The sequence below is a fragment of the Nocardia fusca NBRC 14340 genome (assembly GCF_001618425.1).
Taxonomy (GTDB): Bacteria; Actinomycetota; Actinomycetes; order Mycobacteriales; family Mycobacteriaceae; genus Nocardia; species Nocardia fusca.
In genome coordinates this window covers 1-20271 of the sequence record NZ_BDCU01000013.1, presented here as the reverse complement: position 1 = coordinate 20271, position 20271 = coordinate 1, and the positions used below count along the sequence as shown (strand labels likewise).

At 68.1% G+C, this 20271-nt stretch carries 19 protein-coding genes; 9 read left to right on the top strand and 10 right to left on the bottom strand.

Going from position 1 to position 20271, the window contains the following annotated elements; all coding sequences use genetic code 11:
* Positions 1 to 17: 17 nt before the first annotated feature.
* The 3 genes from NF4_RS04415 (at position 18) to NF4_RS04405 (ending at position 3097) form a co-directional block, all read left to right on the top strand.
* On the top strand, positions 18 to 1496 hold the full coding sequence (locus NF4_RS04415) for an adenylate/guanylate cyclase domain-containing protein (RefSeq protein WP_030524890.1): 1479 nt from the start codon (positions 18 to 20) through the stop codon (positions 1494 to 1496).
* A gap of 74 nt (positions 1497 to 1570) precedes the next feature.
* Entirely contained in the window at positions 1571 to 2674 is a 1104-nt protein-coding gene (locus NF4_RS04410) for a lysylphosphatidylglycerol synthase transmembrane domain-containing protein (RefSeq protein ID WP_063126014.1), read from the top strand.
* Positions 2675 to 2728: 54 nt separating this feature from the next.
* A complete protein-coding gene (locus NF4_RS04405) occupies positions 2729 to 3097 on the top strand; it encodes a DUF3054 domain-containing protein (protein ID WP_063126013.1) in 369 nt (122 codons plus the stop codon).
* A 15-nt stretch (positions 3098 to 3112) separates the two neighbouring features.
* On the opposite strand, the gene NF4_RS04400 is transcribed toward NF4_RS04405, so the two are convergent.
* Positions 3113 to 4708 (bottom strand): NTF2-like N-terminal transpeptidase domain-containing protein, encoded by a 1596-nt coding sequence (locus NF4_RS04400; RefSeq protein ID WP_084532854.1) that lies wholly within the window; start codon positions 4706 to 4708, stop codon positions 3113 to 3115.
* 388 nt (positions 4709 to 5096) lie between these two features.
* Between NF4_RS04400 and aroQ the strand changes: the two genes are divergently transcribed.
* Complete coding sequence (gene aroQ, locus NF4_RS04395) at positions 5097 to 5561, top strand: type II 3-dehydroquinate dehydratase (RefSeq protein WP_063126011.1); 465 nt, start codon at positions 5097 to 5099, stop codon at positions 5559 to 5561.
* 21 nt (positions 5562 to 5582) lie between these two features.
* Here aroQ and NF4_RS04390 read toward each other — a convergent pair whose 3' ends face one another.
* Entirely contained in the window at positions 5583 to 6038 is a 456-nt protein-coding gene (locus NF4_RS04390; protein WP_063126010.1) for a nitroreductase/quinone reductase family protein, read from the bottom strand.
* A gap of 264 nt (positions 6039 to 6302) precedes the next feature.
* Between NF4_RS04390 and NF4_RS04385 the strand changes: the two genes are divergently transcribed.
* Positions 6303 to 7400, top strand: a complete 1098-nt coding sequence (locus NF4_RS04385; RefSeq protein WP_063126009.1) for a zinc-binding dehydrogenase — start codon at positions 6303 to 6305, stop codon at positions 7398 to 7400.
* A gap of 52 nt (positions 7401 to 7452) precedes the next feature.
* On the top strand, positions 7453 to 7764 hold the full coding sequence (locus NF4_RS04380) for a GNAT family N-acetyltransferase (RefSeq protein WP_063126008.1): 312 nt from the start codon (positions 7453 to 7455) through the stop codon (positions 7762 to 7764).
* A gap of 322 nt (positions 7765 to 8086) precedes the next feature.
* On the opposite strand, the gene NF4_RS04375 is transcribed toward NF4_RS04380, so the two are convergent.
* Entirely contained in the window at positions 8087 to 8848 is a 762-nt protein-coding gene (locus NF4_RS04375) for a lysophospholipid acyltransferase family protein (RefSeq protein WP_063126007.1), read from the bottom strand.
* A 127-nt stretch (positions 8849 to 8975) separates the two neighbouring features.
* Here NF4_RS04375 and NF4_RS04370 point away from each other — a divergent pair, with 127 nt between their 5' ends.
* Positions 8976 to 9635 (top strand): YqgE/AlgH family protein, encoded by a 660-nt coding sequence (locus NF4_RS04370; RefSeq protein ID WP_084532853.1) that lies wholly within the window; start codon positions 8976 to 8978, stop codon positions 9633 to 9635.
* Between the two features lie 181 nt (positions 9636 to 9816).
* Here NF4_RS04370 and NF4_RS04365 read toward each other — a convergent pair whose 3' ends face one another.
* Both NF4_RS04365 and NF4_RS04360 read right to left on the bottom strand, forming a co-directional pair.
* Positions 9817 to 10038, bottom strand: coding sequence for an aldo/keto reductase (locus tag NF4_RS04365; protein ID WP_063126005.1), 222 nt, complete (start codon positions 10036 to 10038; stop codon positions 9817 to 9819).
* 179 nt (positions 10039 to 10217) lie between these two features.
* Positions 10218 to 10730: an EXLDI protein gene (locus tag NF4_RS04360; protein WP_063126004.1), complete on the bottom strand. Its 513-nt coding sequence runs from the start codon at positions 10728 to 10730 to the stop codon at positions 10218 to 10220.
* 188 nt (positions 10731 to 10918) lie between these two features.
* Here NF4_RS04360 and NF4_RS04355 point away from each other — a divergent pair, with 188 nt between their 5' ends.
* Entirely contained in the window at positions 10919 to 11419 is a 501-nt protein-coding gene (locus NF4_RS04355; RefSeq protein WP_063126003.1) for a hypothetical protein, read from the top strand.
* A gap of 197 nt (positions 11420 to 11616) precedes the next feature.
* On the opposite strand, the gene NF4_RS04350 is transcribed toward NF4_RS04355, so the two are convergent.
* From NF4_RS04350 to NF4_RS04340, 3 genes are read right to left on the bottom strand one after another with little or no spacing between them, the layout of a single operon-like run.
* Complete coding sequence (locus NF4_RS04350) at positions 11617 to 11970, bottom strand: SCO6045 C-terminal-like domain-containing protein (RefSeq protein WP_063814500.1); 354 nt, start codon at positions 11968 to 11970, stop codon at positions 11617 to 11619.
* Positions 11967 to 12827, bottom strand: a complete 861-nt coding sequence (locus tag NF4_RS04345) for an MbnB/TglH/ChrH family RiPP precursor modification enzyme (protein WP_063126002.1) — start codon at positions 12825 to 12827, stop codon at positions 11967 to 11969. The genes NF4_RS04350 and NF4_RS04345 overlap by 4 nt, the downstream gene beginning before the upstream one ends.
* A 3-nt stretch (positions 12828 to 12830) precedes the next feature.
* Positions 12831 to 13733, bottom strand: coding sequence for a TIGR04222 domain-containing membrane protein (locus NF4_RS04340; RefSeq protein WP_063126001.1), 903 nt, complete (start codon positions 13731 to 13733; stop codon positions 12831 to 12833).
* A gap of 308 nt (positions 13734 to 14041) precedes the next feature.
* On the opposite strand from NF4_RS04340, the gene NF4_RS04335 reads away from it, so the two are divergent.
* On the top strand, positions 14042 to 14845 hold the full coding sequence (locus tag NF4_RS04335; RefSeq protein WP_084532852.1) for a glycoside hydrolase family 25 protein: 804 nt from the start codon (positions 14042 to 14044) through the stop codon (positions 14843 to 14845).
* A 211-nt stretch (positions 14846 to 15056) separates the two neighbouring features.
* On the opposite strand, the gene NF4_RS04330 is transcribed toward NF4_RS04335, so the two are convergent.
* Positions 15057 to 17096: a PhoX family protein gene (locus tag NF4_RS04330; protein WP_084532857.1), complete on the bottom strand. Its 2040-nt coding sequence runs from the start codon at positions 17094 to 17096 to the stop codon at positions 15057 to 15059.
* A 130-nt stretch (positions 17097 to 17226) separates the two neighbouring features.
* Positions 17227 to 20121 carry a leucine--tRNA ligase gene (gene leuS, locus NF4_RS04325; RefSeq protein ID WP_063125998.1) on the bottom strand — a complete coding sequence of 965 codons (2895 nt, stop codon included), beginning with the start codon at positions 20119 to 20121 and terminating at the stop codon, positions 17227 to 17229.
* Positions 20122 to 20271 lie beyond the last annotated feature (150 nt).

The window sequence follows — 20271 nt, the reverse complement described above, 5'->3', positions numbered from 1 at the left end:
AAGCGGTCAAACAGACCATGCATACGCGCTGGCCCCTGTACCTCACCTCGATGCTGCTCGCGAATGCTTTCGGCGCCGTATTGGTGTGGGCGTTCATCCAGTACGGACTGCCGGTCCCCGAAGGTGAGGAGCCCGGTACCCGGCAGGTCGGATTGCTGGTCCCGGCCATCGTCTTCCTCACCGGCGGTTTCCTCAGTGTGGCGGCCTCGGCTCTGATGCTCCGTCCGGTGATGCGCTGGCAGGTGCGCGGTGGTCCGCCCAGCCGGCAGGAACAGATGGCCGCCCTGCACGCGCCGCTGCGGCAGGCGATTCTGCATCTGGCCCTGTGGATCCTCGGCGGCGGGGTGCTGGGCGCGGCGATCATCTCCGAGACCCCGGCCCTGGCCGGCACCGTGATCATCACCGAATGTATGGCCGCGACCATCGTGTTCGGTTTCACCTACATGCTCGGTGAACGTATTCTGCGCCCGGTGGCGGCCGAAGCACTCACCGCCGGGCGTTTCGACCACACCCTGACTCCCGGTGTCGGGACCCGGATGGCGATGACCTGGGGGCTGGGCACCTTCGCCCCGACCATCGCCATCGTGCTGCTGTGTGTCACCCAGATCTCGTCGGATGTGAAGTTCTCCGCGCAGTCGCTGGCGGTATCGATCCTGCTGCTGTGCGGGGTGGTGATCATGCAGGCGCTGGCCCTGTCCATGCTCACCGCGTCCAGCATCTCCGACCCGGTCCGTCAGCTCAGTCAGGCCATCGACCAGGTGCAGAACGGTGCCCGCGATGTTCAGGTGGAGGTCTTCGACGGGAGCGAGATCGGTCTGCTGCAGGTCGGTTTCAACCGGATGATGGAGGAGGCGGCCACCCGGCAGCGGCTGCAGGAACTGTTCGGCCAGCATGTGGGCGCCGAGGTGGCCCAGCGCGCCCTCGACTACGGCACCGAACTCGGCGGGGAAACCCGATTCGTGGCAGTCCTGTTCGTGGACATGGTCGGCTCCACCGCGACCGCCGCCGAACACCCGCCCACCGAAGTGGTCAGCCTGCTCAACGAATTCTTCCGGGTAGTGGTGGATGTGATCGACCGCCACCACGGGTTCGTCAACAAATTCGTCGGCGACGCCGCGCTCGCGATTTTCGGCGCGCCGCTGGACCGCCCGGACGCACCGACGGCCGCACTTGCCGCCGCCCGCGATCTGCGCGAGGCATTGCGCGCGGTCGCCGGACTGGATATAGGTATCGGAGTTTCCGCGGGCCTGGCGGTCGCGGGGAATATCGGTGCCGCCAACCGCTTCGAATACACCGTTATCGGCGATCCGGTGAACGAGGCGTCCCGGCTCACCGAACTCGCCAAGGACCACCCCGGCCGGGTGCTCGCCTCCGGTTCGGCGCTGTATTTCGCCGAGGACGGCGAGCAGCGGCACTGGACGGCCGGCGAAGAGGTGCAACTGCGCGGACGCCGCCGCAAGACCCGGCTGTCCTGGCCGAGCGAAACGGTGGACTAGGCGTACCTCGGCGCTCGCGGCGGTATCGGACCAGGCAGCGGACTTCGGCGGGGGGTGTCCATTAGGCTGGGCCCGTGACGGCCAACGGTGATGCAGCGGGCACCGCTGCTGTGCCCGGGGCCGGGGCACCGGAACACACCGAGAATCGCCGCCGCAAAGTCCGCTGGCTCAAATGGCTGGCCGTTTCGATCGTGCTTATCCTGCTGATAGGCGAAGCATTTTATCTGTGGCCGCGATTACACGAGTCGTGGCGCAAACTCACCGAAATCCATTGGGGCTGGGTCGCGCTGTGTATTGCGGCGCAAATGCTGTCCATGACCGGGTTCGGCCACGTCCAGAAACAACTGCTGCGCGCGGGCGGCGTGGAGGTGAGCCAGCATCGGTCGGTAGCGGTCGTCTACGGCGCCACCGCCATGTCGGTGACCCTGCCCGCCGGTCAGGTGTTCTCCACCGCGTTCACCTATCGGCAGACCCGGCGCTGGGGCGCCAGCCCGGTGGTCGCGTCGTGGCAGCTGGTCTTCTCCGGTGTGGTCTCCGCGGCGGGTCTGGCCCTGATCGGCGTACTCGGCACCGTCCTCGCGGGTGGCCGGGTGGGTCCGGTGAATCTGATCGTCTCGGTGGCCGCGGTGGTGGCGCTGGTCTGGGCGGGGAACTACGTCTCGCGGCATCCCGGCACGCTCGAGAAGGTGCTGCACCGCGCGCTGCTCCTGGTGAACCGGGCACGCAAACGGTCCGCGGAGACCGGTATCGACAAGATCCGGGAAATGCTCGACCAGGTCGAATCGGTGAAACTGGGCACCCGGGACGGCGCGTGGGTCACCTGGTGGGCGGTGATCCACCGGCTCGCCGATATCGTCTGCCTGGGCGCTGCCTGCTATGCCATCGGCGGCGACCCCCGGTGGGCGGGGCTGCTGATCGCGTTCGCGGCGGGTAAGGCCGTCGGTTCGATCCCGTTCGCGCCGGGTGGGATCGTCTACGTGGACGCGACCCTGATCTACGGTCTCACCGCGGCCGCCGGGCTGCCCGCGGCGCAGGCGGTCGCCGCCGCGTTCGTGTACCGGCTGGTGAGTTTCGTGCTGATCGCGATCATCGGCTGGATCGTCTTCGCGTTCCTGTTCCGCACCCGCAATGCCGAGGACGACGAGTACGAGAAGGAATTCTCCCAGCGCAACGCCTGAGCCGGCAGCGCACACCGTCGCTGCGGTGCCGACGCCGCGACTAGGCTGCTCGGAGTGAAATGGATCGTTGCGATCGGTGCCGACTTCGTCCTGGTGGTGCTGTTCTGCGCCATCGGCCGCCGCAGTCACGACGAGGCCGTGCTCACCGGCCTGCTGAACACGGCGTGGCCGTTCGTGGCCGGGCTGGCCGTGGGCTGGGTCGCGGCGGTGCTGTTCGAGCGCGGCCGGACCGGTACCGAACCGGTCGACGGCTCGCGCCTGTGGCCCGCCGGTGTGGTGATCTGGTTGTGCACCCTGGTGATCGGCATGCTGCTGCGGGTGGTCGCCGGTCAGGGCACCGCCTTCAGTTTCATCGTGGTGGCGGCGCTGGTGCTGGCGTTCTTCCTGCTGGGCTGGCGCGGGGCCGTCGCGGCGATCAGGTGATCACCCGGCCGCCGCTCATTCGTCCGGCTTGGCCAGCGACTGCAACATCCGCTCGCCCATCCGGACGACCATATCGCCGCTGTCGACATCGGCGATGTGGATGGCGAAGGCCAGGTCACCCATACTCGCGATCAGCCAGCCGTCGTCGCCGGCCTTCGCCGAGAACCCGGTGACGTCACGGAATCCGCGCAGCCGCGCCATCTGGGGCGCGTTCATCCCGTCGCGCATCGCCGCGCGCAGGGCCGCGTCGACAGGCCCCGGCAGCGGGCCCATGGGCGCGTCGGTGTCGCCGGGCCGACCCCGTTCGAGCATCGGCGGGCGAGCCGTACCGTTGGTGATGGCCGCCGCCGCGATAGCCATGCCGAACGGGCTGACCAGCAGCGCGTCCGTTCCACCGCCCTGGCGAACCGGTTCCGCGCCGCCCGCCCCGGCCGGGCGCCCGGTCACTTCCTCGAGCCCGGGGACCCGGAAGTCCACGCCGACGCCGAGCATCGCGGCCGCCTCGATCACCTCCTGGTCGGTGACGTCCTCGGGCGCTTTGCCCTTGGCCGCCCCGGCCGCCTTCTTGAATAATTCGATGGCACCGCCCACCGGGTACAGCCCGGTGAACGCAACCGGACCCTGCGCGCTCGAGTAGTTGTTCTGCGCCGCCGCCACCACGGCTCCCGTGGAGGGCTGGGTGACCACGATGGAGGCGGGTGAACCCACGCTGACCACCGCGTCCTCGGCGGCACGCTGCAACCGCTGGTCCATGGTGCCCGCGATATCGGGACCGGCCGGGCCCTGGTTGCCCGCCAGCTGTTTGACGAAGCGGCCGTTCTCGAACAGTTGCACCCCCCAGCCGGAATGCTGGTCCTGGCTCTGTTCCCAGACCTTCTTCATGGCATCGAGCATCGGCGAGAAGATCCGGCGATCGGAGACGATGAGCCGCGGCTCCTGTTTCATCACCACGCCCGGGATCGGCGCCATCCGCGGTTCCAGGATCGCGAAATCGCCCTCGCGCAGGCTGACCGCCGTGATCGGCTTTCCGCCGGCGGCGGCCAGGTCGTCGCGGAGTGAGGCGCCAGTGATCAGGGGTGCCACCGGTTCGATGGCACGGGCCAGCGCGTCGGTGGAGGCAACCGGATCCGGCATCCGCGACGGATCGAGTTCGACGACATTGATGATCTGCTGGGTCATCAACGGTTTACCGATGTTGTCGACGACCTTCGGCGGCGGATCCGGTGTGGTGCGCACCAACCGCACGGTGCGGTTCTGGCTGAGTTCGGGCATGACCACGGCCGGGTCCCAGGAGATCCGCCAGCCGTTCGCGAGCTTGCGGACGGTGCCCTCCAGCCCGTAGGACCAGTTCTTCTGCTCGCCGAAGCTCCACTGCACATCGAGACTGAAGATGCCGGATTCGGCGTCGAGTTCGATGAATTGCGCCTTCTCGTAGTCGGCGGTGCCCGATTCGAGCCCCTCGAACATTTGCTGAAGGGTTGCCGAAGCCGCGGAGGGGTAGGAGGTCAACTCCGCCGCAGCGGCGTAGTCGTGCTCGTCGAGCAGTTCGGTGAATTGGTCGACGACCGCTTCGGGTCCGGCCGTCTCGGTCCCGGACCCGCACGATCCCATCGCAATTGCCAGAGCCGCCACCCCCGTAAGGGCTATTGCGCCCCGGAAGCGAAAGCGGCGGGATCCCCTCACGTCCATGTCGCCCACTCTTCACTCTTGTCACACCGGTAACAAGACCACCGTACCTGAAAAATGCCTGCTTGCGAGTCATCGCAAACCCGAAACCATACCTTGCCCCACCGTGTGCGGTTGCGGCCGAGCCCAACTCGTCACACAGCGGACCATGATCAATTATCGGAGCGCCCGAGAACACCCGGCGACGCTACGCTACCGATCGATCAGAAGCGGTGCGCCGTTACCCCGCAGGTCCGCATTCATCGAAGAGATACCCCGTTACGGTAGCCCAGAACCATCCGCCCGCGCGGGAGGTGTCGGTAGGGTTGCTGTCATGTCCGATGCCGCCGTCCCGCAAACCTCGAGCAGCCCGATTCTGGTCCTCAACGGGCCCAACCTGAATATGCTCGGCACTCGGCAACCCGAGATATATGGGTCGGAGACCCTCGACGATGTAATCGAATTGTGTCGTCGGGTCGCGGCGGCGCACGGGTGGGAGATAGCCCATTTCCAGTCGAATTCCGAGGGCGCGCTGATCGACCGGATCCACGAGGCGCGCGGTACGGTGTCGGCGATCGTGATAAATCCCGGCGGCCTGACCCACACCTCGGTGGCGCTGCGCGATGCGCTGGTCGTTCCGGAGGTGCCGATCGTCGAGGTGCACATCAGCAATGTGCACGCACGCGAGGAGTTCCGCCGGCACTCCTACATCTCCCCCATCGCCGACGCGGTCGTCGCCGGGATGGGCATCCAGGGCTATGCCGCCGCGATCGAATACCTGCTGACCCGGCGGTCCTGACACCCGGTTGCCGGCCCTGCCTCAACTCGCGTTCTCGATCCGGAAAACCGGGAAGCCCGGGGCGATTTCGGCGAGTTCGGCGTCGGTGGAGTCCTTGGTGATGCCCTCGAAGAAGCGGCCGACCTCCCAGCCCCAGCGTTCGAGGTAGAGCCGCAGCAACGGCACCTTGTCCGCGTCGGCGACCTCGATCCCGGTGAAGGCTTCGGTCCGCCGGCCCAGCCGCAGCTCACCGGTACCGGCGACCCGCAGATTGCGCACCCACTGCGTGTGGCCGCGCGGCGCCACGAGATAACGCTGCCCGTCGGCGGCGGTCATCAGGTTGACCATGGTGGTCCGCCACTCCCCGGACTTGCGCCCGCGCACCGCCAGCAACCGGGAACCGGCGACGCTGATCCCGAGCTTGGGCAGCAGGTTGGCGAGCCGGTTGAAGATCGGGTCGAAACCGGTGGGGGCGAGGTAGCGGGTCGCGGCGGTCATCGTTTACTCCTTTGTGAGCGGTGCTCTCTGTTGTGAACAACAATCGCATCTCCCGGCTGCCATGTCAAGAGCAGTGCTCTCGTTTATATGAACCCGCAGGTAGGGTCTATAACGGACCGCACACGTGCGATGGTTCGAGCGGCAATTACCGGCCGGACGGCCGAACCGGCTCCCGACAGCACCTTTTTCTGAGACGGTGGTCGAGCCCGGCTGTTCCCACGCGGACATCGGGCGCGTGTGCCGGAACGAATGAAGGAGAGTGGCGTGCGGGCCGCAGTTTTCCACGGAACCGAACCCCGATTGGTGATCGAGGACATCCCGGTGCCGGTCCCCCGGCGCGGCGAGGTCCTGTTGCGGGTCACCGCCTGCGGGGTCTGCCACACCGACCTGCACGTCCTGCGCTCCGAGGTGAAATTTCCCGCGCCCGCGGTGCTCGGCCATGAGGTGTCCGGTGTGGTCGAACAACTCGGCGAAGGCGTGGAGACGATCGCGGTCGGCGACAACGTGGTCTGCAGCTTCATCATGCCCTGCGGCGACTGCCGTCACTGTGTCCGCGGCGCCGAGGACCTGTGCGAGAAATTCTTCGCCTACAACCGGCTGGGCGGCACCCTCTACGACGGTACGACCCGCCTCGCCCGTGCCGACGGAACCCCACTCGCCATGTACTCGATGGGCGGGCTCGCCGAATACTGCGTGGTGCCCGCCTCCGATGTCTTCGCAGTACCCGCGGATGTCGGACTCGAGGCCGTATCGATTCTGGGTTGTAGTTCGTTCACCGCGCTCGGCGCCGTGCACACCGCCGAACTCGCGCTCGGCGACCGGATCGCGGTGGTCGCGGCCGGTGGCGTGGGGTCGTCGATCGTGCAGTTCGCGGCGGCGGCCGGGGTCGCCCGGATCATCGCGATCGATATCAGCGACGACAAACTGGCCGCGGTCGCGAAACTCGGTGCCACCCATACGATCAACTCCCGCACCGAGGACGCCGCGGCCCGGGTCCGGGAGCTGACCGAAGGGCACGGGGTGGACGTGGCGTTCGAGGCGCTGGGCAGCGCCGCGACGTTCGCGACGGCCCTGGACGTACTGGACGACGGCGGCCGGGCGGTGGTGGTGGGCATCGCACCCGCCGGCGCCACCGGCGCGGTGGACCTGGCCCGGCTGGTGCGCCGCAAACTGCAGATCCGCGGCTCCTACGGCGCGAAGGCGCGCACCGATATGCCCGCGCTGCTGCGGATGGTCGCGGCGAATACGGTCCGGCCGCAGGAGGTCATCACCCGCCGCTACTCGCTGGACCGCGCCGACGAGGCCTACGGCGCACTGGCCCGCGGCGAGATCGTCGGGCGGGCGATCATCGAAATGGACTGACCCGCCGCGCAATCGATGCGAGAATTCACCGCCGAGCGAGTAACGTCGAGCCATGCCGACGGAGGTCCGCAACAACACCGCACTGGAACGCTTCGAGATCACGGTCGAGGGCGAGGTCGCGGGATATACCGAATATCAGGACACCGCCGGCGAGCGCGCATTCGTGCACACCGAGGTCGACCCGGGATTCGACGACCGGGATTACGCCCGGGTCCTCGTCGAGTCGGCCCTGGCCGCCACCCACGCCGAAGGGCTGGGCGTGTTGCCCATGTGCCGGGTGGTCCAGCATTTCATCGAGACCAGACCGCAATACCTGTCGATGGTGCCGCACTGGGCTCGCGACCGGCTGGGGTTGCCGCAGTAGGCCGCGCAGTTACCGTTCGGGATTGCGACAATCCAGCGCCTGAGAAGCACACCCATCCGCAAAACGCCCCACACGGCCCCCGCAGCTAGTTGTTCGAGGACGCGACGATCCGGGTGTCGGACACCTGCGCGCGCACATCTGCTCGAAAGGGGCCCTCCAGCGCCTCCGAGGTGAATCCTCTCCGGAAACGAACTCCACCCGCTCCCCCGCGAGGCGCGCTGCTGCTTGTGCGAGGGGGCGAGAGACCGGCGCCTCGGGAAAGGGAACTTTCCGCAAAGACACCCCCGCTCACAGCGCGCCCCGTAGGACCGCAGAAGAGGTCTCAGTAGGCGGCCACGGCGCCGTCGAGGGCCTGTTGCAGGTCGGTGCGAACCAGCCGGGCGATCTCCGCGGGCCGGGTCGGCAGTTCGGTTCGGGGCATTCCGAAGTAGAAGCTCGCCGCTTTCGCCTGCTCCTTGGTCGGCTCGACCGCCGGGTCGGCGCGTGGGCCGTAACTCAGACCGAGACCGATCAGTGCGGGCCGGGCGCCGAGTCTGGTGGTCCGGAAGGCGATATGCCCGATTCCCGTTCCGACCGCCTGCACCTGCGCCGGGTCGACATCGTTGCAGGTGCCCTCCGGGAAGATCGCCAGGCTGTCCCCACCGGCCAGGCGTTCGGCGCAGATATCCATCATCCGCTGCCCCGCCGCGTTCACCGCCCGCAGCCCGTGGTCGCGCCCGCGGAACACCGGGATGCCGCCCATCATGTCGATGCGGCGGCGCAATTTGGCCTCCTCGAACAGCTCGTCCTTGGCCAGCACCCGGGTGCGGCCGATGATGGGCCGCAGTTCACTGCGCCAGGCGGCGGCCGCGAGGGTGTAGGGATCCAGCCGGGACAGGTGGTTCACCGCGATCAGCAGCGGGGTCCGGGAGCGGATGAGGGCGCCGATCGCCTCACGTGCCCCGGTCGCGTAGGCGACCCGCGGCCGGTAGCGCCGCCCCAGCAGGGCGTAGGCGCCCATCGCCTGCAGGCGGTTCTGCCGGTGTTCGCGGTAGAAGGCGTACACATCGTCGCTGTTGTCCAGGAGCACCTCGGGGGGACGCATACGGCTGACTCTACGAGGCTGTCGCGGTATGTCCAGATGGCGCGGAAACGGCTCCCGAGCGAACTTCGCGCGAAGTGAACAGTTGATCAGAGCGGCACAGTCGGGCAATAACTGCGATGATGGCCAGGTGGCGCAGGCAGATGACCCCGATGATCGCAAGACCCGGGGCGGCCGCGGTGACGGGCACGAGCCCGAACCTGGTCGTCGCGGTAACCGGCAGGGTGAGCAGACGGTGCGGGCCGGGACACTACTCGTTTCCTCGACCGACCTGGCCGAGCCCACGTTCCGCCGCACGGTGGTCTACATCATCGAGCACAACGACGCGGGCACGCTCGGAGTGGTGCTGAACCGGCCCAGCGACACCCCGGTGCACGATGTGCTGCCGCAATGGGCGGAGCTTTCGGCCCGGCCGCACACCCTGTTCGTGGGCGGGCCCGTCAAACGGGATGCCGCGCTGTGCCTGGGCACCTTGCGGGTGGGCGCGTCCATCGACGGGACGCCGGGGCTGCGCCGGGTGGACGGCCGGGTGGTGCTGGTCGATCTGGATGCCGAACCGGACCGGATCGGCCCGCTGGTCGAGGGCGTCCGGATCTTCGCCGGGTACGCGGGCTGGACCTTCGGTCAATTGGACAGCGAACTGGCCAACGACGACTGGATCGTGGTGTCCGCCCTGCCCAGTGATCCGATCGCCGGGCGGCGCACCGATATGTGGGCGCAGGTGCTGCGCCGGCAGCCGTTGCCGCTGTCACTGCTGGCCACCCATCCGATCGAGGTGGAACGCAACTAGTTCGCCCCGATCCGCGCCGGCGAACCGGCGGGGATCGGCACAGGCGGGCGTCAGCGGCCCTGGCGCGCCGGAACACCGTGGTCGACCAGAGGACACCGTCCAGGCCGCTCGCCGGCGAGACGATCGGCATGATCGTGACGGCCTTTCCCGCGTGGTCTCTCCTTCGGTCCGCCGACGACTGCTACATGTCGTGCTCCCAGCTGCCGTGCGTGTCGACGTCCGCAGCATCCGCCAGCGCCTCCAGCTCCGCGATCTCCTCGTCGGCCAGCTCGATGCCGTGAGCTCGGACCAACCCGTCGATGTAACCCGCCTTCGTGACCCCGATGATCGGGGTGGCCCCCTTGGCGATGGCCCAGGCGGTGGCGACGTCGGCGGCGGACGCGCCTCGGGCGGCAGAGCCCACCCGCCACTCTCCTCGGCCCGGATCGGCTCTGATCCGTCGCGGTTCGCCCGGCCGGGAATCCGGGGTCCGAACTCGACCGGCCGCGCGGAGTTTCCGTACGTAGGGATGTTCGACACCGCCCCCTGGTCGCGGTGCGGTGTTTTCAGTACGCGGTCACGGCCGTTGCGGGCCGGAACGGATCAGATATCGAGTTCTTCCACAGGTGGACGATCGGCGATCCCGGAGATCCGCTGGTAGAGCTGGTCCGGGATCTTGTCCCGCAATTCCTCCAGGGTGTCCACGACCGTGAACCTATAGTCTCCCCAGTCGTGCTCGATACCGAGCATGCGGCGCCAGTTCTTCAGGTCACGCAGCCAGTTCGCCGATTCGGGATAGTCCGACCAATTCGAATACTGCTCGTGCAGCGCGTATTTCCCCTTGCGGCCGCGGAACACCCGGATGTGTTCCATCCGCTCATCGCCCACGTCCCGATGTTCACCGAGCAGGGAGCCCTGGAAGCGCACCTGCCGGACACCGTTGTGGCCGACCCGGAGCACGATTTCCTCGTACCCCTCGACCTTGCCCTCCTCCAATTCGATGAAGCGTTTGAGCGCGGTGACCACCGCGCCGGACAGATTGCCGCCGACCAACTCCTGCGCGCGCTGGAACAGCGGCAGGTCGTCGTCGGCGACGTAGATGGTCTTGTTCGGCATGAGCCAACTATACGTAGACATATACGTATAGGCAACAAGAGCTGGAGTGCCCACGGTGCGCGTCGTCCCGAAGTGAGCCCGTTCACGCCCATTGACGGCTATCTATTGAACGTGCCGTTAGATAGCGGTACGGTAGACGATGTTCCAATAAAGCACTCCAGCAAGTGCGATCGAGTGAGGACCCACCGATGAACACGAACCCCGCACAGCGCACCCGCCGCCTCGCCGCGCGAATCGCCGCGATCGCGGTCATCGCCCTCACACCACTGGTCATCACCGCCGCTTCCGCTTTCGCCGACACCGGCCAGGCGACCCAGATCAGCGATTCCCACGATTCCGGCGACAGCTTCGGCGATAGCGACAGCTGGAACGGCAACGGGGATTTCGGCTGGGACGACAACGGCCAGTACGGCTACGTGGATCACAACCAGCACAACTACGACGGGTACGAAGACCACCTCAACAGTGGCGGCAACCAGTACCCCGACCGCGACTCACACAACGATAACGGCTACGACCAGCCGGCGGGTTGGGACCGGGCGGGCCATGGCGGCGGCACCGAGAGCCCGGCCGTCTGGAACACACCCAACCCCCACATCCCCGCGCCGGCGCCGAGCCTGCTGCCGGCGGTTCACCTGCCGCTGCCGCAACTGCCGTTCGCGCTGCCCGGCCTGCCGCGCCTCCCCTGAGCCGACAGCGTCGATAAACACGCCATCAAGTTGCCGTTGTTTAGCGGTTCATTATCTGGTGAATCGTTGTAATAAGCAGGTGGCGGGTTTCCACATCGGGGTGTCCGGCTCTGACACCGGCTATGGAATGGGCGAACGGCCGGGCCGAATCGGCCCGCGGCACCGAACCGCGGTCGCGGCGGGGCGATGACTTCGGGTCACCACGAGCGAAGTCGCCGTAGCAGCCCGGACACCGGGGCGAGGAGTCCTGGACGCGACGGCGGCCACGGGATACCGCACTCGCGGGCGAAACGCAGGGCATCGGCCGCGGTCGCGTCCTTCGGCCGATTCCGCGCCCATTCGACGAACCGCTCGGTGAAATCCGGACCGGTGGCGTGCACCAGTTCGGGATGGCGGGCCGCGACCTCCCGGGCCCGTTTGTGCCGCAGTGCGTGTGCCGCCGCACCCACCGCGGCCGGGTCGAAACCCGCCGGGACCGCTTCCCCCACCACCAGGGCACGCACCAGGGCCGCCTGCCGATCGGCCAATCCGGGCGCCTGCGCGTCCGTCACCGCGATCCCGCCCGGGCGGCCGCGGTGACCGGTGCGCGGGCCGCGGCGTTGGCTATCGCGTCCAGCTCGTCGAGCAGCTCGTGGGCAGGCGGATAGTTACCGTCCCGTTCGAGCATGAGCGGAACCGGGTGATCGGGTACGAACTCGGTGACCAGCGCGAGCACCTCCGCGGGTATCGGATGCAGATGGGTGTCGTGGTAGCGACCGCCGGATTCGTGGCCGCCGGCGATATGGCAGTAGGCGATCCGCTCGGTGGGCAGGCGCCGCAGTTCGGTGCGCGGGTCGCGGCCCCGGTTGCGCGCGTTCGCGTACACATTGGCGATATCCAGCAGCAGATACGCCCCGGTGCGTTCGACGATCTCGGTCAGGAATTCCGCCTCGCTGAATTCGTCGTCGGGCCAGTCGAACAGCGCCGCGATGTTCTCCACCGCGAGCGGCACGTCCAAACCGGCCCGGGTGCGGGCGATATTCGCGGACAGTACGTCGAGCGCTTCCCGGCTGCGCGGCACCGGCAGCAGATGACCGGCCTCGAGTCCCCCCGCCCGCACGAAGGCTATGTGCTCACTCACCAGCGGCGCCGATACCGCCCGCGCGCATGCGGCCAGATGTTCGATGCGGCGCCCGTCCACCGGCTCGGCACCGCCCAGCGACAACGAGATACCGTGCGGGACAACAGCGGTACCCCGGTCGCGCAGCGCCGCCAGTTCCACCGGCACCTCGACCCCACCGCGGGCGCCCGGACGTAGCGATTCCGCGATGACCTCACAGAAATCGAGACCGTCCAGCCGGTCGATCACACCGCAGATCTCCGGTCGCCAGCCGATCCCGAGCGCGGTTTCCGGTAGCGGGCCGGTCACCGGTCAGCCACCGCAACCGCCCCCACCGCAGCCGCTGCCCCCACCGCAACCACCGCCGCCACCCGCGTCGCTCCCTCCGGAATCGCCCCCGGAGACACCGTCGGCGCTGGAACCGGACATGGCGGTGTTCAGCGCCGGATCGAGCAGTATCAGCGCCTGCACGCCGAACAGCGCGACCGCCAACCCGGCGGCCGCGGGTCCGTAGGTCTGATAGGAGGGCGAGTTCGCCGGGCGCAGATACCGGTTGCCGTCGGCGGCCTCCGCCAGCGCCGCCCGGCCCGCGGGCGTGACCCGCACCGGCGTCGCGACCCGCCATCCGGCGATTCCCAGCCCGACCAGCACGAGCAGGAGGAAGAGCACCGGCTTTCCGTTGGCCAGACCGGTGACCAGCCGGGCCACCCCGAACAGGCCGACGACCAGAATGGGCAGTGCGGCTTCCCGCAACTGCTTCGTGTACCGGCCGTCGGCCAGATTACCGCGATCTGCGAGAGTCTTACGCATTCGGTCGAGTTCGGCCCGGAGCCGATGGGTCACCAGGGTGATGCTCTGCTTCGACTCGTCGAGCCGGTCGCGCACCGCGACGGTGAACGGATCCAGCGCGACCGCCGCGGCGGCGGACCCGACCGGACTACCACCGGCGTCGATGAGATCGTGACCGCGCAGCAGCGCGACCGAAGCCATCACTGCCCGCCGATCGCTGGTCAGCAGACCGAGTTCGGGTGCGGTGAGCTCACCGGGCGGAGCCGACGCGGGCGCGTGCACGATACGGTGCCGCAGCCGCCATCCGATCACCACGGCGACAACCGCGATCGGTAGGTAGAGCAGCAGGAACGCGGGGCCGGAGACGCCCCAGGTCTCTCCCGCGAACAGTTGCGTTTCCGCCGCCGACCATCCGACAGTGCGCATAACCCACCTCCGGCTCCGCACAATATTGAAACCAGTATCCGGACCGGATCCCGACCACGCCACGACGATTCGAGACTTGTTCGTCCCGCCTACGGGGGCTCGGGGCCCTGGTGATCCCGAGCCTTCCTTCCGCCGGTCGGTCCGGACACGGGACGGGCCCCGGCCATCAATGCTGACCACCCGGAGTAGCCGAAAGGTGTACACGGACGTACACCTCGGCCAACCTCAGTAGGCCCACACAGCGCGTCGCCGTCGGACACGGCGGCGCAATACCGAGGAGTCCCGCTCCGCGTGCCTAGGGTCGGACCATGAACACTGCCCGATTGAGATCGACCGTGCGAAAGTCCGGCTCGCGCTTGGGGCCGGGCAGCTTCGTTCGAGTCCGCCGCCGGCCCACCGGCGTAGGCCTGCTGACGTTCGCGCTGGTGGCGGGCCTCGCGCTCGTTTCCGCACCCGCGCACGCCGAACCCACCGGCCCGGATGTCTCGTCCTGGCAACACAGTGGTGGACGGCCCATCGACTGGTTCTCTGTCCGCGCCGCGGGTCACCGTTTCGCCATGGTCAAGGCCACCGAGGGCCTGGACTACGTCAACCCGTTCTTCGTTCAGGACAGTCTGCAGATGCGGTTGGCCGGGATGGCGCGCGGTACCTATCACTACGCCCGCCCGGAACTCCCGCCGGAACCGCAGGCTGCCCTCTACGCGACGATCGTCCTCGGCCAGAACGGCCCGCTGGACCTACCGCCGGTACTGGATATCGAGCATTCCGGCGGTCTGGCGCCGGGCGCGCTGATCGACTGGACCCACCGCTACCTCAACACCGTGCAAACCCTCACCGGACGTGTGCCGATCGTCTACACCTACCCGCGGTTCTGGCAGACCGCGATGGCCGACAGCGACCAGTTCCACCGCTACCCGCTGTGGATCGCCGACTATCGTGACCGCGCCGAACCGGAGGTACCCGGGCGCTGGCCCGCGTGGGCCTTCTGGCAGCAGACCGACTCCGGCTCGATCCCGGGTATCCACGGCAACACCGATATCAACGTATACAGCGGCGCACAGGGTGATTTCGCCCGCTTCGCCCGGATGGGCGGGCTCACCGGCAGCGGATAGCCTGTACGCCGCCACACTCCGAGGACAACTCCCCAACCGAGCTGTGGCCGAACGCCCCGATATACGGACGCGCACGGCCCGAGCGAAGGCGGAGGTACGCACCGACGCGCACGGCCGGAGCGAAGGCGGAGGTACGCACCGACGCGCACGGCCCGAGCGAAGGCGGAGGTACGCACCGACGCGCACGGCCGGAGCGAAGGCGGAGGTACGCCTACACGCCGATCCGGCCGCCCCCGGATTTCCATACCGCCACCACGGCCGGGCGCGGCTGGGTCGTTCCGCCGTCCGGCCAATGCGAGGCCGGGTTCTCCACCGAGGCATCGTCGGTTTCGCCCGGATGCTGGACGCACACCATGACCCGCTCCTCGGTGATCACCGGACCGCAGGTCTCGGCGCCGACCGGAACCGACAGGAACTGTTTGGTCTCGCCACGCCGGTCACCGTCGAGCACCACCGCGAACAGTCCGTCGTTGGCGTCGAGCGCATTGCCGTCGGTGCTGATCCACAGGTTGCCGTACGGATCGAAGGCGAGGTTGTCGGGGCAGGAGATGGGGCTGACCTTCGTCTTGTCGTAGCCCGCGAAGTAGGTGTCGGCGGCGGCCGGGTCACCGCAGACCAGCAACAGGGTCCAGGTGAACGAGGTGCCGGCGTGATCGTCGGTGAGCTCGAGTACCTGGCCGTTCTTGTTCTTGTTGCGCGGGTTGGCCTCGTCGACCCCGGGTTTGCCGTCGGTGCCGCGCTTGTCGTTGTTGGTCAGCGCCACATAGACCTTGCCGGTTTTCGGGTTGGCCTCGAAATCCTCGGGACGGTCCATCTTGGTGGCGCCTACCTTGTCCCCGGCGAGGCGGGTGAACACCGCGACCTCCTCGGCGGTCATCCCGTCCACCAGCGATTCGCCGCGACCGTCCTCGGCCGTGCGCAGGATCGGGATCCACTGCCCGGTGCCGGTGAAACCCTGATCGGAGGGGACGGTGCCCGAACCGTCGACCCGGTCCGGGTGATCGCCGGTGAGTTTCGCGACGTAGAGGGTGCCGGCGGCCAGGATGGTCATATTGTGGCGGCGGCTCGCGGCCCCGGTACCGGGCTCGACCTTGCGCGCGGAGACGAACTTGTACATGTAGTCGAACCGCTCGTCGTCACCGGTGTAGGCGACGACGGTGCCGTCGGCGGCGACGTGGATATTCGCCGCCTCGTGCTTGAACCGGCCCAGCGCGGTGTGCTTGACCGGGGTGGAGGCGGGATCCCACGGGTCCACCTCGACGACCCAGCCGAAGCGGTGGGATTCGTTGGGTTCGGCGGCGATATCGAAACGCTTGTCGAACTTCTCCCAGTAGTGCGGGGCGTCGGATTCGCCGATGCCGTAGCGTTTCAGCCGCGCCGCCGCCACCGGATCGGCGGATTTGCCCACGAAGTAGGCGTTGAAGTTCTCCTCACCGGACAGCACCGTGCCCCACGGGGTCACCCCGCCGGAACAGTTGTTGATCGTACCGAGGACCTTCGTGCCGGTGGGGTCGGCGGAGGTCTTCAGCAGCGGGCTGCCGGCCGCGGGCCCGGTCAGCCGGAACTCGGTGGTCGCGGTGATGCGCCGGTTGTACTTCCCGAAAACGGGTTTCAGCCGGCCACTCCCGGGGTCACCGTGCACCTCGACCACGGACAGACCGTGCGCGGCCATCGCGATCTCGACCTGTTCCCGGGTGATCGCCTCGGGCTTGTAGCCGGGGAACATGAACTGTTCGGTCGTGTACTCGTGGTTCACCACGAGCAGGTACTTGCCCGGCTGTCCCTCGATCGGCAGCAGGCCGGCGAAATCGTTGTTGTAACCGAACTGCTCGGCCTGCGCGGCCGGGGTCTGGCCGAAGAAATCGAATTCGGGCGCGTCCTCGAACAGCGGATCACCCCAGCGGATGACGACGCCCTGCTCGTAACCCTCCGGAACGACGAGCGCGTCCTCGGTGTTCGGCGCGACCGGCGCGAACCCGGTCCCCGTGCCCCCGGAATTCGCGGCCGGGCCGACCTCGGTCCCGTCGCCGCAGGCGGCGAGCGCGCTCGCCGCGCCGATCGCGACCACCGCGGCCGCACTGCCCTGCAGCAGGCGCCGCCGGGAGATCCCCGCGACGATATCCCCGAAGTAGGTGTTCGCCGAGGTGTTGGGCACCTCGTGGAAGCAGGCGTTTCCGCATTTGTACTGACAGGTGACGCGAGCCCGCGACCCCGCGGGTTCGTGGGCGGCAAAGAGCGCTAGAGGTTTCACAGTGGACTCCTGTTCCGGGCTGAACGCACGCACGCTAGCCCACCCAGGCGAGTCTCAGGAGACCGACGGATTAACGACCGGCCAACACGGAGACCTGGGAAAGCCCAGGCCACCATGTCGACCGTCACCTTCACGCGACTATGTTGACCAAGCGGCCGGGGACCACGATCAATTTGCGCGGGGCCTTGCCGTCGAGCAGGGCGGCGATCTTCTCGTCGGCCAGCGCGGCCGCCTCGATGGCGGACCGGTCGGCCTCCGGATCGACCTGGATCCGGCTGCGGACCTTGCCGTTGACCTGGATCGGGTATTCCACCGTTTCCGCGGTGAGCAACGCCGGGTCGGCCACCGGGAACGGTCCGTGGGCCAGCGAGTGGGTGTGCCCCAGCCGCTCCCACAGCTCCTCGGTCATATGCGGGGCCAGCGGGGCCAGCATGAGCACCACCGGTTCCACCGCCGAACGCGGCGCGCCGCCGGGATAGGCCTTGGTCAGGTGGTTGGTCAGTTCGATCAGTTTGGCGCCCGCGGTGTTGTCGCGCATGGCCGCCAGATCCTCGTCGACACCGGCGATGGTCCGGTGCAGCAGCCGCAGCGTCTCGTCGGCGGGATTGTCCTCGGTGACCCGGGTCGCGCCGGTCTCCTCGTCCACCACCAGCCGCCACACCCGCTGCAGGAACCGGTGCGCGCCGATGACGTCCTTGGTCGCCCACGGCCGGGAGGTGTCCAGCGGGCCCATCGACATCTCGTAGAAGCGGAAGGTGTCGGCCCCGTAGAGATCGCAGATCTCGTCGGGGGCGATCGCGTTCTTCAGCGATTTGCCGATCTTGCCGTACTCCTGCTGCACCTCGACCTCGGTGCCCGTGGTGTCGGTCCAGTAGAACCGGCCGGCGCGTTCGGTCACCTCGGCGGCGGGCACGTAGGCGCCGCGCGCGTCGGTATAGGCGAATGCCTGGATGTAGCCCTGGTTGAACAGCCGCCGATACGGTTCGCTGCTGCTCACCTCACCCAGGTCGAACAGGACCTTCTGCCAGAATCGCGCGTACAGCAGATGCAGCACCGCGTGCTCCACGCCGCCGACGTACAGGTCGACCCCGCCCGGATCGTCGGCGCCGTGCTCGGCGGGCCGCGGGCCCAGCCAGTAGGTCTCGTTCTCTTCGGCGCAGAATTCCGCGGAGTTGGTCGGGTCGGCGTAGCGCAGCTGGTACCAGGAGCTCCCCGCCCAGTTGGGCATCACATTGGTGTCCCGGCGGTACCTGCGCGGGCCGTCGCCCAGATCCAGCTCGACCTCGACCCAGTCGGTGGCCTTGGCCAGCGGCGGGGACGGTTCGGAGTTCGCGTCGTCGGGGTCGAAGGTGACGGGCGCGAAATCGTCGAGTTCGGGCAGCCGCACCGGCAGCATCGATTCCGGCAGCGCGTGCGGCGCGCCGGCCTCGTCGTAGACGATCGGGAACGGTTCACCCCAGTACCGCTGCCGCGCGAACAGCCAGTCCCGCAATTTGTACTGGACGGTGCCCGCGCCGTGGCCGTCGGCTTCCAGCCGGGCGATCACGGTCGCCTTGGCGTCGGCGATGTTCAGGCCGTCCAGGTAGTCGGAGTTGATCGCCGGCCCTTCACCCGCGTAGGCCTCGCCGTCGAAATCCGCGGGCGGTTGCACGGTCCGGATGATCGGCAGGCCGAAGGTCGTCGCGAAATCCCAGTCGCGCTGATCCTGCCCGGGCACCGCCATGATCGCGCCGGTGCCGTAGCCGCTCAGCACGTAGTCGGCGATGAAGATCGGGATCTGCGCGCCGTTGACCGGGTTGGTGGCGTAGGCGCCCAGGAAGACGCCGGACTTGTCCTTGTTCTCCTGGCGCTCCAGATCCGATTTCGCGGCAATGGATTTGCGGTAGGCCGCCACGGCTTCGGCCGGCGTGGCACTACCGGCCGTCCAGCGCGGATCGGTGCCCTCCGGCCAGGCGGCGGCGACCAACCGGTCCACCGTCTCGTGCTCGGGGGCCAGCACCATATAGGTCGCGCCGAACAGGGTGTCGGGGCGCGTGGTGAAGACCTCCACATCGCCTGCCGCGGTAGCGAACTCGACCCGCGCGCCGCGCGAGCGCCCGATCCAGTTGCGCTGCATGGCCTTGACGTTCTCCGGCCAGTCCACCCGGTCCAGATCGTCGATCAGCCGATCGGAGTAGGCGGTGATCCGCATCATCCACTGCCACAGGCGTTTACGGAACACCGGGAAGTTACCGCGTTCACTGCGGCCGTCGGCGGTGACCTCTTCGTTGGAGAGCACCGTGCCCAGCCCCGGACACCAGTTCACCACCGAATCGGTCTGGTAGACCAGCCGGTACGAGTCGAGCACGGCATTGCGTTCGGCGGCGGGCATAGTCGCCCAGTCCTTACCGTCCGGCACCGGCCGGGCCCCCGTCGCGAACTGCTGTTCCAGCTCCGCGATCGGACGGGCGCGGCCGATCTCCTGGTCGTACCAGGCGTTGTAGATACGCAGGAATATCCACTGCGTCCACCTGTAGTACTCGGGGTCGGTGGTCGCGAACGAACGCCGCCGGTCGTGCCCCAGGCCCAGCCGGTCCAGCTGCCGCTGCATGGTGGCGATATTGGATTCGGTGGTGGCGCGCGGATGCGCCCCCGTCTGCACCGCGTACTGCTCGGCGGGCAGCCCGAACGCGTCGTACCCCAGCGCGTGCAGCACATTGCGGCCCCGCATCCGGTGGTAGCGGGCGAACACATCGGTGGCGATATAGCCCAGCGGATGGCCCACGTGCAGCCCCGCCCCCGACGGGTACGGGAACATGTCCTGGACGAACAGCTTGTCGGCCGGGACCTCACCGGCCAGCGGACCCACCGGGTTCGGGGCGAAGAAGGTGCCGCGCTCGTTCCACCGCTGCTGCCACCGGCGCTCGATCTCCCCGGCGAGCTCGGCGGTGTACCGATGAGCGGGCGTATCACCGGCGCGACCCTGGGGTGCGCCGTGGTCTACCGAGCCCTGCCCGGCCGTCTCGGTTGCGCGGGAGTCCTGCACGGTCCTGCCTTCTCTAGCTGCTGGTGGAAAAATCCGTCTCGACAGCCTAAGACTTACGCCCTGACAAGCCCAAAAGGGTAGGGAGGCGAGCCCGCCTCCGGAATGAGATCACAATTTTTCTACCTACCCCGGACGGTCGACATCCGTGGT

Coding starts and splice junctions, on each gene's coding strand:
- NF4_RS04415 (WP_030524890.1), top strand. CDS start 18: ATGCATACGCGCTGGCCCCTGTACCTCACCTCGATGCTGCTCGCGAAT.
- NF4_RS04355 (WP_063126003.1), top strand. CDS start 10,919: ATGAACACGAACCCCGCACAGCGCACCCGCCGCCTCGCCGCGCGAATC.
- NF4_RS04400 (WP_084532854.1), bottom strand. CDS start 4,708: ATGGGATCGTGCGGGTCCGGGACCGAGACGGCCGGACCCGAAGCGGTC.
- NF4_RS04340 (WP_063126001.1), bottom strand. CDS start 13,733: ATGCGCACTGTCGGATGGTCGGCGGCGGAAACGCAACTGTTCGCGGGA.
- NF4_RS04360 (WP_063126004.1), bottom strand. CDS start 10,730: ATGCCGAACAAGACCATCTACGTCGCCGACGACGACCTGCCGCTGTTC.
- NF4_RS04335 (WP_084532852.1), top strand. CDS start 14,042: ATGAACACTGCCCGATTGAGATCGACCGTGCGAAAGTCCGGCTCGCGC.
- aroQ (WP_063126011.1), top strand. CDS start 5,097: ATGTCCGATGCCGCCGTCCCGCAAACCTCGAGCAGCCCGATTCTGGTC.
- NF4_RS04390 (WP_063126010.1), bottom strand. CDS start 6,038: ATGACCGCCGCGACCCGCTACCTCGCCCCCACCGGTTTCGACCCGATC.
- NF4_RS04380 (WP_063126008.1), top strand. CDS start 7,453: ATGCCGACGGAGGTCCGCAACAACACCGCACTGGAACGCTTCGAGATC.
- NF4_RS04375 (WP_063126007.1), bottom strand. CDS start 8,848: ATGCGTCCCCCCGAGGTGCTCCTGGACAACAGCGACGATGTGTACGCC.